The organism is Sporichthya sp., from assembly GCF_013815995.1.
GTDB lineage: Bacteria > Actinomycetota > Actinomycetes > Sporichthyales > Sporichthyaceae > Sporichthya.
Window position 1 is genome coordinate 1 of record NZ_JACDFE010000152.1, and the last position, 11,381, is coordinate 11,381.

An 11,381-nucleotide genomic window follows, 5' to 3' on the forward strand; every position below is an offset into this window, starting at 1 on the left:
ATCGCGACCGAGCGCAGCAGCGCCGGCCGCAGCGCGATCGAGCCGTGCGTCCACAATCCGTACGGCCGGCCCGGCCCGAGGTCGTCGAGCTGGGTCGGCCAGTCCGGGTCACCGCGGGCCACCAGCATCGCCCCCACCGAGCCGGCCCGCGCGAGCTGTTCCGCTCCACTCACCGCCTCCAGCCGCAACCGCATCGCCCGGGCGCCGGGGAACCCACCGCCGCCCTCGCGCACCCGGTCGATCAGATCCCGCGCGCCCCACCGGTCCAGCGCCGCCCCGACCCTCGGGTCGCCGGGCTCGGCCACGGCCATCAGCAGCGCCAGCGCACTCCGTGCTGCATCGTTCAGCCCTGTGCCGCTCACGTCCATCCTCCTTGCGCTCCGGCTCGGAAGGCCAATGCCATTCCGACTTCGTCCATTCCTGGCCGATCCAGACCCGCCAGGTCGGCCATGGACCAGGCGACTCGCAGCACCTTGGCCATCCCCCGCGCCGACAGCGAGCCGCGGTCGAGTGCCGCCTCGACCAACCGCATCGCTGTCGCATCCGGCTGAAACTGCAAGCGCAGTGCCCGCACGGACACCTGCCCATTCAGTGACCAGGACGTGTTGCGCAGACGGTGCTCGGCGCGCTGGCGGGCCGCCAGCACCCGACTGGCGACCACCGCACTGGTCTCGCCGTCGGGCGCCTGCAGGAGCTCGTAGCGACTCGGGCGATCGACCATCACCTGGATGTCGATGCGGTCGAGTAGCGGCCGAGACAGCCGCGCGGCGTAGCGCCGACGCACGTCGGACGTACACGTGCAGCTCCGCGGCCCCGAAGGTGCCCCGCAGGGGCACGGATTCGCTGCCATCACCATCTGGAATTGCGCCGGGAACCGTGCCGTGATCCCCGACCGCGCGATGACGACTTCCCCGGACTCCAGCGGCTGTCGCAAGCTGTCCAGCACCCCCGGGCGGTACTCGGTGGCCTCGTCGATGAAGATCACCCCGTGGTGTGCGATCGCCGCCGCACCCGGCCGGATCTCCTTCACAGTCCCACCACCGACCATCGCGGCCAACGTCGCGGAGTGATGCGGCTGGCAGAACGGCGGCGCGGTCACCAACGGAACGGCCGGCGGCAACAGGCCTGCGACGGAGTGAATCTCCGTGACCTCGAGCGCCTGCTTTCGGCTGAGCCGCGGGAGCAAGCCCGGCAAGCGGCTGGCAAGCATCGTCTTTCCTGCACCGGGCGAACCGTGAAGAAAAATGTGGTGTCCGCCAGCGGCCGCGACCTCCAGCGCAAGTCGCGCTTCGGCGTGCCCACGCACATCCACCAGATCCGGCATTTCCAGGACCGCGGGCGGTCCGCCGCCTTCGATGCAAGGCACTGCCGGAGCCTCGGGCACCGGATCCCCGCGAAACATCGCGAGCAACTGACCGAGCGAGCGGACGCCGACAACTTCGACGCCATCGACGAGCGCGGCCTCGGCCGCGTTCGGTTCCGGCACCACCACCCGCCTGATCCCGGCGCGGGCGGCGGCGGTCACCGCAGGGAGCACACCGCGCAACTGCCGCAGGCCGCCGTCGAGGCCGAGTTCGCCGAGCAGCACCCGGTCCTCTAGTTCCTCGACCGGTAACTTTCCGTCAGCCGCCAGTACGACGACGGCGAGGGCCAAATCGAATCTGCTCCCCCGCTTGTGTAGATCGGCCGGGGACATCGACACCGTCACCTTGTGTTTGGGCCACTCTTCGCCGGTGTTGACGACCGCCGCTCGCACTCGATCGCGGGACTCGTTGAGCGCGGCATCCGGCAACCCGAGCAGCGCGAAACCAGGCAGTCCGGAACCCACGTCGGCCTCGACGCTGACCAACTGCCCGGTGACCCCGACCAGCGCGACCGACCAGCCGCGCGCCAGGCCCCCGCTCATGACGTCTCCGCCACGGACTTCGTCCTCGCGGAGCCGCATTCGGATCCCATGGTTCGCTCGCTGCGCTCGCTCACAGCACACCGCGCAGGTGCTCGACCCGCGGAGCACCGCGCCCCGAGGCCCAGACCGCGACGACGTCGACCCGGATCTCCGGCACCCGGCAGTTCAGCGAGCGCACGTAGTCCGCCGCGAGCCGGCGCAACCGGTTCAGCTTCGCCGGCGTGATCCCGGCGTACGGACCACCGAAGGCGTCGTCGCGGCGGGTCTTCACCTCGCACACCACGAGCGCCGGGCCGTCCCGGGCAACGATGTCGATCTCGCCCGCCGGACAGCGCCAGTTGCGTTCCAGCACGACCAGCCCGGCCTCGGCCAGGTACCGGCTCGCGACGTCCTCGCCGTAGCGCCCCAGTGCATCCTTCGCGCGCATCACGCGATCACCCCCGGGGGTGACCTTGCACCATGACGAGGGGTCAGATTCGCGAAGCGGGCCGACCTGTGGACAAGAACGGCGGGGCACCGTCCTGTGGACAGTGCCCCGCCGGGAAGTGCTCGTCTGCTGCGCAGGTGGAGATCAGAGGGCGGAGATCTTGCCGCCCGAGCTCAGCTTGAACTTGTGGTCCTTGCCGTCGATGGTGACGGTCAGGACCTTCACGCCGTTGCCGATGCCCTTGATCGAGGTCTTGACGCTGGCCTGCTTCGAGGTCGGCACCATCACGGTGAGCACCTCGGCGGCCTTGCCCGAGCGGGACATCTGGACCACGGGGGCCTTCTGGCGGTCGAGCATGCCCTCGGACACCCAGCCCTGACGCGGCAGCGTGCGGCCCTTGATCACCTTCGTCGAGGAGGTGCGGATGCGGTCGCCGTCCAGGTCGACCGGGATCATCCAGAGCTTGGCGTTGGTGCCGTTGTTCGGGACCGCAACGGCGACGCCGCGCTTCTGGCGGGCCACCTTCATGCCCGGGTCCAGGTGCCAGAGCTGGCGGAAGCTGTGCGTCTTGCTGGTGGCCGCGGTCCGGTCCAGCACGACCGCGATGTCCGGGCCCTGCGCGAACAGCACGCTGCGGTTGCGCTCCATGCCGTACGCGCGGTCGGCGGTCTCGTAGAACTGCCAGTCCTTCTCGATCTGACGGCGGACCAGCTTGGTCTCGACGTCCTTGGCCTTCACACCGGCGACCATCAGCACGTTGTGCGCGGCCTGCGAACGCAGGTAGTCGCGGTTCGCGGAGTCCTGGTAGCCGTCGTGACCGGAGTCGACCAGCATCGGGATGCCGTGCGCGAAGTAGGTGATCGAGGTGTGGTCGAAGTGACCGTGCACCTGCCGGGCCCGCCCGAAGCGCAGGCTGTAGAACGACTCCTTGTCGAACGCCCGGCTCTGCCCGAAGCCGCTGTGCCCGAAGACGTACCCGGCCTTGAAGACCGACACCCGCTTGGTCGGCCGCGGGCCGGACTGGCCCTTGGTGACCATGTACTCCAGCGGCGTACCGGCCACGATGCCGGCCGGCTCCTTGTAGGTGTCGCCGAGCTGGACGAGCGTGCCGTCGGGCTGGGTGGCCGCGGCCAGGAAGGCCGGGAGCTTGGCCACGCGCTGGCGCATGATGTCGGGCACCGAGTCGCCGCAGGCCTGCAGGGTCCGCATCGCCTTGTTCCAGAGCCGGACCTGGAAGTCGGCGTAGCCGACGGCCTGCTCGTTGGTGACGCCCTCGGCATCGATCACCGGGCCCAGCCGGTTCGCCTTGAACGAGTCGACCAGCCGCGCCTTGCCCAGCGCACGGTCGGCGGTGTCGCCGGTGATGCAGCCGATCCGGTAGAGGGTGATCGCCTCCATCGTCCCGTGGTTCCAGGTGCCCGACCAGTTGTTGGTCAGGAACCGGCCGTGGTCGAGCAGCGCCTGGTCCATCCACGCCGGCTCACCGAAGGCGCGCCGGTCACAGAGCAGGCCCTCGGCCCGCTGCGCCACGGCGCTCGCACCCACCCAGGTGAAGGGCAGCGGGCTCGGGTCGTAGAGCCGGTTGTCCTTGATCCAGTCCTTGAGGATGCCCTCGGCCAGGTTGCGCGCCAAGGTCCGCTTGAGCATGTCGACGTCCGGGTTGACGGCCATGTCGACCAGCGTGTCGACCCACCGCAGGCTTCGGAACTTGGTTTCCCACGACGGGTGCCGGAACGGGCTGATGCCCCAGTCGATGTCGACGACTGGGCCGAGGATGGGCAGGTTGATCGAGCCCCAGGGCTGGATCTTGAGCGCGCCGCCGAGCAGGTCGTCGGCCGTCGACTCCGGGAACTCGGTCTGCTCCTCGCAGCCCAGCACCTCGGCGATCGTGACCATGCCGCCGTCCTCGACAGCGTGCGCGACGCTCGGCAGGCCGGACACGCCGACGCCGGTCATCATCGTCACTGCCACGCCGCACGACACGGCGGAACGCTTGCGTCCCATAGCTTGTACTCCCCCACGAAACCCCTACGGACCGCGCCCCCGCCGTCCGTACTCGGCCGATCCCCTAACCGGCCGTGTCCTCATACTGACGCGGCGATGGTCAAGTCGGTTCCAATCGAACAAATGAAGCCTGCAATGGCGGGCGATGTCCGATTTGTAAGCTTTCGCCCCGTTTAAGCGACGGAGTCAGCGCTGCTGGAGCGCGTCCAGGGCAACGCCCATGGCTATTGCCAAGCGCCGGTCCAGCCCTGGCACGTGGATCGTGAGCAGGTACCGGTCCCGGAGGCTGCGCTGCCGCTCGACCGACAGGATCGGGCGGCCGTCGACGGTGAAGTCGAAGTGGAAGGGCAGCGGGATGAGGTCCTGGAGCCGGCGCAACAGAGCGATCGGGACGCTGCGTTCCTGGCCGGTCACGTCGGGCTGGCCGGGCTGGGACATCCGCCAGGTCGAGCGCAGAAGGGACTTCATGCCTTCCTTCTTGAAGGTGCCGATCGCGGTGCCGTCCGCGGCCGTGACGTCGTAGGTGGCCCCGAGGTCCAGCACCGACCGCGCCTTGAACCCGAACAACGAGGTGCGTCCGTCCGGCAGCCGGAAATCGACCTGCTCCTTGAACGCCATCCGCTTCTGCTCGACGAAGCAGACCGGCTCACCCGGGCTTCTCCCGTCCGGACCGACCAGCGACACGTCGTAGCGGTTGACCATCGCGGTGAAGCGCTGGGCGATCAGGAACCGCTCGGCCTGGGCGACGGTCGCGTAGTCCATGGGCCGCTTACTCCTTCGGCAGTTCGAGCTCGGACTTGGCGAGCTCCTCGACGTTGACGTCCTTGAACGTGACGACCTTGACGTTCTTCACGAAGCGCGCCGGCCGGTACATGTCCCAGACCCACGCGTCCGACATCGTCACCTCGAAGTAGGTCTCCCCCGCGTCCGTCCGGACCTGCAGGTCGACGTTGTTGGTGAGGTAGAACCGGCGCTCGGTCTCGACCACGTAGGCGAAGAGGCCGACGACGTCGCGGTACTCCTTGTAGAGCTGGAGCTCCATCTCGGTCTCGTACTTCTCGAGATCTTCCGCGCTCATCGGTACTCCTCCTCCCCGATCTCCCCGGCGATGCTGTCGACCAGAGCATTCTCTTCGACCAGGCCCACCGGCACCCGCAGCCCCGCCGCCGCCCGGACGTTGACGTAGGAGAAACGGTGCTCCGGGCAGGGCCCGTGCGCGTGCAGGGCCGAGGTGTGCTCCGCGGTGATGTAGCCCTTGTGCTCGTCGAAGCCGTACTGCGGGTGCTCGGCGTGCAGCTCGACCATCATCCGGTCCCGGGTCACCTTGGCCACCACGGACGCGGCCGCGATGCACGCCGCCACCCGGTCGCCCTTCCAGACGGCCAGCCCCGGCACCCCCAACCCGGCCACCGGGAAGCCGTCGGTGAGCACGTAGCCGGCCGGGGTGCTCAGCCGGGCCAGCGCCCGGCGCAGCGCGGCGATGTTGCACCGGTGCAGGCCGACCCGGTCGATGTCGCCGGGCGGGATCACCACGACGCCGACGGCGGTCGCGCGGCGCAGCACCTGGTCGTAGACCCGCTCCCGGGCCGCGGGTCGGAGCAGCTTGGAGTCGGCCAGACCCGGCACCTCGCCGCGCTTGCCCTCGGGCAGGATCACCGCGGCGGCGACCAGCGGCCCGGCACAGGCGCCCCGGCCGGCCTCGTCCGCGCCAGCGACCGGCGTCAGGCCGCAGCGGGCGAGGGCACGTTCATAGCCGTAGAGCCCGGAGTCGCGACGGACGGCAGTACCGCGCGGGAGCACGGTCAGCTCCCGCTCCGAGTCTCGACCGCGGGCCCGAGCACGGCGGTCTCGGCCAGACGCGCCCGCTCACGGCGGCGCCGCAGCCAGACCATGCCGACCCCGGTCAGCCCGACCGCGGACGCCTGCGTGCCCAGCCCCGCGTCGTCGATCTCCGAGCGCTTGAAGGTGTCCGGGACGCCCAGCACGTCGAAGCGGCTGATCGGCCAGACCAGCACGAAGGCGCGGCCGACCACGTTCTCGGCCGGGACGGTGCCGTTGCCCGGCCCGTCCATGTGCGAGCGCGAGTCCGCGGAGTCCGAACGGTGATCGCCCATCACCCAGAGCCGGTTCGGCGGCACCGTCACCGAGAACTGGCGGTCCGAGGGCTTGTCGCCGGGATAGAGGTACGGCTCGTCGAGCGGGACCCCGTTGACCGTGATCTTGCCGTCGGTGCAGCAGACCACCTTGTCGCCCGGCAGCCCGATGACGCGCTTGATCAGGTCCTTCTCGCTGGTGGACGGCAGCAGGCCGACGAAGGAGAAGACGTCCTTGAGGCCCTTCACGATCGGGTTGCCGCTGGTGTCGTCCTCGCCGTCGTCCAGCCAGCCGCCGGGGTCCTTGAAGACCACCACCTGGCCGCGCTGCACGTCCCCGCCGAAGCGGTCGGCGAACTTGTTGACCAGCACGCGGTCCCCGGTCAGCAGGGTGTTCTCCATCGACTCCGAGGGGATGAAGAAGGCCTGCACCAGGAAGGTCTTCACCAGCAGGGCGATGCCGAGCGCCACCGCGACCAGGATCGGGATCTCGCGCAGCCAGGCCGAGGGACGGCCGACCTCAGGGGCGTGGTCGACCGGGTCCGGCGACGGCTCCTCCGGCGCACGGCGCACCATCCGGCGCTGCGTCGGCCGGCGCGGCATGTCGTCCTCGGGCATCTCGTGCTCGGGCACGCCCTGCGCCGGGAAGCCGGGTGAGTAGGTCGGGTAGTTCGGCACCGGCGGGATGTACCCACCCGCACCGGCATCTCCGGACCCCGGCAGGGGGTCGGGAGTGAAGAGGGGCCGGTCGCCCTCAGGCGTCGACATGCTCGTGAACCACTAACCCCGAGCGCCGCCGCCGGGCCAGCGCGAGTGGCACCAGCACGACCAGCCCGATCGAGGAGGTCGTCACCGCGGCGGCGTCGAGTTCCTTGCGTTTGAACGTGTCCGGCACGCCGAGGGTCGACCAGCGACCCAACGGCCAGACCAGGACGAAGGCCCGGCCGACCACGTTGTCCGCGGGGATGGTCCCGTTGCCCGGGTCGGTCATGTGCACCCGCGAGTCCGCCGACAGCGAGCGGTGATCACCCATGACCCAGAGCCGGTTCGGCGGGACGGTGACGCTGAACTGCCGGTCCGACGGTTTGTCGCCGGGGTAGATGTACGGCTCTTCCAGCTCGATGCCGTTGACGGTCACCTTGCCGTTGGTGCAGCACGCGATCTTGTCGCCCGGCACGCCGATGACCCGCTTGATCAGATCCTTCTCGCTGCTCGAGGGCAGCAGGCCGACGAAGACGAAGACGTCCTTGAGGCCCTTGGAGATCGGGTTGCCACCGCCGTCGTCGTTGGTGGCGGGCAGCCAGCCGCCCGGGTCACGGAAGACGACGACCTCGCCGCGCTTCACGTCACCGAAGTGCGAGGCGAACTTGTTCACCAGCACCCGGTCGCCCTGCAGCAGGGTGTTCTCCATCGAATCCGACGGGATGAAGAAGGCCTGCACCAGGAAGGTCTTGATCAGCAGCGCGAGCGCGAGCGCGACGAACACCAGGATCGGCAGTTCCCGCATCAGGGAGGAGGACTGACCCACGCGGCGCTGGCCGGCCTCGGCCTCGGCCGGGTCCTCCTCACCGCGGCGCATCGCGCGGCGGCTCGGCGGTGGAGGCAGCACCTCAGCGGGGTCGGCGCTCTCGGGAGCATCGGAATCCGCGGCGTAGGCGTCGTCGGCGCCGCGGGGCTCGGACCCTTCGGTCGGCTCGTCCGGGTCGCCGGGCCCAACCGGCGCAGCCGGATCACTCACCGGGGGCCCCTCCATTCGTCAGCCGTTCGAAGCTCTCGGGGATGGGTAACCACCCCGCCCGGCCCAGCGGCCAGACGATCGCCATGGCGCGTCCCACGATCTTGTCGATGGGAACAGTACCGCCGCCGGGGTCCCCGAGGTGGGCACGCGAGTCCGCGGAGCGGCTGCGGTGGTCGCCCATCACCCAGACCCGGCCCGGCGGGACCAGGATGTCGAAGCGGTCCCGCGACGGCAGGTCCAATTCGAAGAGATAGGGCTCGTCGAGGGGGACGCCGTTCACGGTGAGCCGGCCCTGTGCGTCGCAGCAGGCGACCCGGTCCCCCGGCAGGCCGATCACCCGCTTGACGTAGTCGTCCTCACCGTTGTTGAGCCCGATCGCGCCCAGGGTCCGGCTGAACAGGCCGGGCGAGTCGGTGCGCTCGGGGACGAAGCTCCCGGCGCCGTCGAACACGACCACCTGACCTCGCTGCAGGGAGCCCACGTCGTAGGACATCTTGTTGACCAGGACCCGGTCGCCCACGAGCAGGGTCGGCTCCATCGACACCGAGGGGATGGAGAAGGCCTGGAACATGAGCCCGCGGACAATGGTCATCATGACCAGCAGGCCGACCACGACGAAGGCCTGGATCCGGCGCAGTTTGCGCCGACGCGCCGCGCGCAGTTCCGCCCGGCCGCCGGCCGACTCAGCTCCGTTCAGCGCCCGACCGTTCGCTGCCGCCCGCCGCGGCGCGGGCGCGCGCCGATGGGACGACGGGCTCGTACGGACGGCGGTCAGCGCCGACGCCACGGCCAAATCGTCCACGGCGGGGCCGTCGTCGCGGTCGGTGTCCATGCTCGGTCGAGGGTAACTGCGCACCCTTGGGCGCCGAGGGCCATTCGTTGAGGAGTGTTGGCCGCCAACTCCGGTCGGGGCCGGCTCTCCGGGGGGAAGGCTGCTGCGGGGTGGGCCGGACCTACTTGGCCGGGGCCTGGTCCCGCTTCTCCTTGATCTTCGCCTTCTTGCCGCGCAGGTCGCGCAGGTAGTACAGCTTCGCGCGGCGCACGTCACCGCGGGTCAGGACCTCGATGCGGTCGATCGAGGGGGTGTGGACCGGGAAGGTCCGCTCGACGCCGACGCCGAAGCTGACCTTGCGGACCGTGAAGGTCTCGCGCAGGCCGCTGCCCTGGCGGCGGATGACCACGCCCTGGAAGACCTGGATGCGGGACCGGTTGCCCTCGACGACCCGGACGGAGACCTTCAGGGTGTCGCCGGGACGGAACGCCGGGATGTCCGAGCGCAGGTAGGCGGCATCGACGGAGTCGAGGGTGTGCATGAAAGGTCGCTTCCTTAGGCCAGCAGGGCAAAGACAATCGCCCGCGGCGGGGCGTGAACTGACCTCTCAGTCTGGCACACAGGGGGGCACCGGACGAAACCGGCCGTCCTCCCCCGGCACCCAGCCGGCCGCGGCCAGGGTGGCGAGGTCGGCCCGGTCCAGGCCGGCCGGGTCCAGCGCGGCGACCAGATCGGGGCGGACGGCAGCGGTGCGGCGCAGCGCGGAGTCCCGGCGCCAGCGGGCGATCCGCCCATGGTCGCCGGAGCGCAGGATCTCGGGGACCTCGATCCCGCGCCAGGCTTGCGGCTTGGTGTAGACGGGGTACTCCAGCAGACCGTCGGTGTGCGACTCCTCACTGAGGGAGTCCGGATTGCCGAGCACCCCCGGGAGGAGCCGGGCCACCGCCTCGACGATCACCAGGACCGCGGCCTCGCCGCCGGCCAGCACGTAGTCGCCGAGCGAGACCTCGTCGACGGCCTCGACCTCGGGCCGGGCGGCAGCCTGCGCGGCCACCCGGGCGTCGATGCCCTCATAGCGGCCGCAGGTGAAGACCAGCCAAGGCAGTGCCGCGTACTCCTCGGCCAGAGCCTGGGTAAACGGGCGCCCGCCGGGCGTCGGTACGACGAGCCGGGCGCGTGCGCCGGCAGGTCCGCCACCTGGTCCGCCGGCCAGGACGGCATCCAGCGCCTCGCCCCACGGCTCGGGCTTCATCACCATGCCCGCGCCACCGCCGTAGGGGGTGTCGTCGACCGTCCGGTGGACGTCGTGGGTCCAGTCCCGCAGGTCGTGGGCGACCACTTCGAGCAGCCCCGTCGTCCGGGCGCGGCCCACGATCGAGAGCTCCAACGGGGCCAGGTACTCGGGGAAGATCCCGATCACGTCGACGCGCATCAGGACCTCGTCGAGTCCTCGGCGGTGTGCTCGGCGGTGTGCTCGGCGGTGTGCTCGGCGGTGTGCTCGGCGGTGTGCTCGACGGTGTCCTCGGCGGTGTCCTCGGCGGTGTCCTCGGCGGTCTCTTCGATGATGTCCTCGAACAGGCCCGGCGGCGGGGTCACGAGCACCCGGCCACCGGCCACGTCGACCTCGGGAACCAGTTCGACCACGAACGGGACCAGCACCTCGCCGCCGTCCGGGGTGGTGACGGCGAGCAACTCCTGCGACGGCAGGTGCAGGACGTCGGCGACAGTGCCGAGCGGCTCTCCCCCGGCGCCGATCACGGCCAGCCCGACCAGCTGATGGTCGTAGTACTCGTCCGGGGCCTCCGGCCGCTCGTCGGCGTCCACGTCCACCACGAGCATGACGTTGCGCAGCGCCTCGGCCGCGGTGCGGTCCCCGACGCCGGCGAAGGTCAGCAGCAGCCGCCCGCTGTGCCAGTGCAGGCCCGTGACGACCAACGGCCCGGCGGTGGCGGGATCGGTGGCGAGCTCGCTCCCCGGGGCGAACCTGCGCTCCGGGGAGTCGGTACGGACCTCGACAGTCAGCTCGCCGCGCACGCCGTGCGGGCGTCCGATGCGCCCGACGACGAGCTGCACCGAACTACCGTCCGCGCTGATCGACCAGGTCCACGCGGATGTTGCGACCGCCCAGGGCGGAGATCACCGTGCGCAGGGCAGTGGCGGTGCGACCGGAGCGGCCGATCACCTTGCCGAGGTCGTCGGGGTGCACCCGGACCTCGAGCACCTTGCCGTTGCGCTGGTTGCGCTCTCGCACCCGGACCTCGTCCGGGTGCTCCACGATGCCGCGGACCAGGTGGTCGAGGGCGTCCTCGAGCACCGTCAGCTCTCCTCGGCGGGAGCCGCCGCGTCCTGCGCGGGGGCCGCCGGCTCCTCGGCGACCGCGGCCTCGGCGGCCGGAGCCTCCTCGGGGGCAGCAGCCTGCGCGACCGGGTTCTCGGCCGGAG

General features: G+C 70.6%; 11 protein-coding genes and 4 pseudogenes. 1 reads left to right on the top strand and 14 read right to left on the bottom strand.

From position 1 onward, the window contains the following. The 12 genes and pseudogenes from H0X00_RS16180 to trmD form a co-directional block, all read right to left on the bottom strand. Window positions 1–362 (bottom strand): annotated as a pseudogene (locus H0X00_RS16180) (DNA-protecting protein DprA); the annotation flags it as partial. Beyond that, complete coding sequence (locus H0X00_RS16185) at window positions 359–1,906, bottom strand: YifB family Mg chelatase-like AAA ATPase (RefSeq protein WP_293772831.1); 1,548 nt, start codon at window positions 1,904–1,906, stop codon at window positions 359–361. The pseudogene H0X00_RS16180 and the gene H0X00_RS16185, both read right to left, overlap by 4 nt. A gap of 70 nt (window positions 1,907–1,976) precedes the next feature. Beyond that, window positions 1,977–2,333, bottom strand: coding sequence for a YraN family protein (locus tag H0X00_RS16190; RefSeq protein ID WP_293772833.1), 357 nt, complete (start codon window positions 2,331–2,333; stop codon window positions 1,977–1,979). A gap of 144 nt (window positions 2,334–2,477) precedes the next feature. Beyond that, window positions 2,478–4,337, bottom strand: a complete 1,860-nt coding sequence (locus H0X00_RS16195) for a heparinase II/III family protein (protein WP_293772834.1) — start codon at window positions 4,335–4,337, stop codon at window positions 2,478–2,480. 186 nt (window positions 4,338–4,523) lie between these two features. Beyond that, window positions 4,524–5,099 carry a hypothetical protein gene (locus H0X00_RS16200; protein ID WP_293772836.1) on the bottom strand — a complete coding sequence of 192 codons (576 nt, stop codon included), beginning with the start codon at window positions 5,097–5,099 and terminating at the stop codon, window positions 4,524–4,526. A 7-nt stretch (window positions 5,100–5,106) separates the two neighbouring features. Beyond that, window positions 5,107–5,415, bottom strand: coding sequence for a DUF2469 domain-containing protein (locus H0X00_RS16205; RefSeq protein ID WP_293772838.1), 309 nt, complete (start codon window positions 5,413–5,415; stop codon window positions 5,107–5,109). Window positions 5,416–5,510: 95 nt separating this feature from the next. After that, a pseudogene (locus H0X00_RS16210) lies at window positions 5,511–6,137 on the bottom strand (ribonuclease HII); the annotation flags it as partial. A gap of 2 nt (window positions 6,138–6,139) precedes the next feature. Then, entirely contained in the window at window positions 6,140–7,198 is a 1,059-nt protein-coding gene (gene lepB / locus H0X00_RS16215; RefSeq protein WP_293772841.1) for a signal peptidase I, read from the bottom strand. Next, window positions 7,185–8,168: a signal peptidase I gene (lepB, locus tag H0X00_RS16220; protein WP_293772842.1), complete on the bottom strand. Its 984-nt coding sequence runs from the start codon at window positions 8,166–8,168 to the stop codon at window positions 7,185–7,187. Before lepB (H0X00_RS16220) ends, lepB (H0X00_RS16215) begins: the two co-directional genes overlap by 14 nt. Continuing rightward, window positions 8,161–9,000 carry a signal peptidase I gene (gene lepB, locus H0X00_RS16225; protein ID WP_293772844.1) on the bottom strand — a complete coding sequence of 280 codons (840 nt, stop codon included), beginning with the start codon at window positions 8,998–9,000 and terminating at the stop codon, window positions 8,161–8,163. The genes lepB (H0X00_RS16220) and lepB (H0X00_RS16225) overlap by 8 nt, the downstream gene beginning before the upstream one ends. 121 nt (window positions 9,001–9,121) lie before the next feature. Next, window positions 9,122–9,481 carry a 50S ribosomal protein L19 gene (rplS, locus tag H0X00_RS16230; protein WP_293772845.1) on the bottom strand — a complete coding sequence of 120 codons (360 nt, stop codon included), beginning with the start codon at window positions 9,479–9,481 and terminating at the stop codon, window positions 9,122–9,124. Window positions 9,482–9,547: 66 nt separating this feature from the next. Further along, entirely contained in the window at window positions 9,548–10,372 is an 825-nt protein-coding gene (gene trmD / locus H0X00_RS16235) for a tRNA (guanosine(37)-N1)-methyltransferase TrmD (RefSeq protein WP_293772847.1), read from the bottom strand. A 74-nt stretch (window positions 10,373–10,446) separates the two neighbouring features. On the opposite strand from trmD, the pseudogene H0X00_RS23905 reads away from it, so the two are divergent. Continuing rightward, window positions 10,447–10,512: pseudogene (locus H0X00_RS23905) on the top strand (hypothetical protein); the annotation flags it as partial. Here the strand turns inward: H0X00_RS23905 and rimM are convergent. Further along, window positions 10,507–11,013 (bottom strand): annotated as a pseudogene (gene rimM / locus H0X00_RS16240) (ribosome maturation factor RimM); the annotation flags it as partial. The pseudogenes H0X00_RS23905 and rimM overlap by 6 nt on opposite strands. 4 nt (window positions 11,014–11,017) lie before the next feature. Continuing rightward, window positions 11,018–11,254, bottom strand: a complete 237-nt coding sequence (locus H0X00_RS16245; protein WP_293772850.1) for an RNA-binding protein — start codon at window positions 11,252–11,254, stop codon at window positions 11,018–11,020. Window positions 11,255–11,381: the final 127 nt, after the last annotated feature.

Coding starts and splice junctions, on each gene's coding strand:
- H0X00_RS16185 (WP_293772831.1), bottom strand. CDS start 1,906: ATGAGCGGGGGCCTGGCGCGCGGCTGGTCGGTCGCGCTGGTCGGGGTC.
- H0X00_RS16190 (WP_293772833.1), bottom strand. CDS start 2,333: ATGCGCGCGAAGGATGCACTGGGGCGCTACGGCGAGGACGTCGCGAGC.
- H0X00_RS16195 (WP_293772834.1), bottom strand. CDS start 4,337: ATGGGACGCAAGCGTTCCGCCGTGTCGTGCGGCGTGGCAGTGACGATG.
- H0X00_RS16200 (WP_293772836.1), bottom strand. CDS start 5,099: ATGGACTACGCGACCGTCGCCCAGGCCGAGCGGTTCCTGATCGCCCAG.
- H0X00_RS16205 (WP_293772838.1), bottom strand. CDS start 5,415: ATGAGCGCGGAAGATCTCGAGAAGTACGAGACCGAGATGGAGCTCCAG.
- lepB (WP_293772841.1), bottom strand. CDS start 7,198: ATGTCGACGCCTGAGGGCGACCGGCCCCTCTTCACTCCCGACCCCCTG.
- lepB (WP_293772844.1), bottom strand. CDS start 9,000: ATGGACACCGACCGCGACGACGGCCCCGCCGTGGACGATTTGGCCGTG.
- rplS (WP_293772845.1), bottom strand. CDS start 9,481: ATGCACACCCTCGACTCCGTCGATGCCGCCTACCTGCGCTCGGACATC.
- trmD (WP_293772847.1), bottom strand. CDS start 10,372: ATGCGCGTCGACGTGATCGGGATCTTCCCCGAGTACCTGGCCCCGTTG.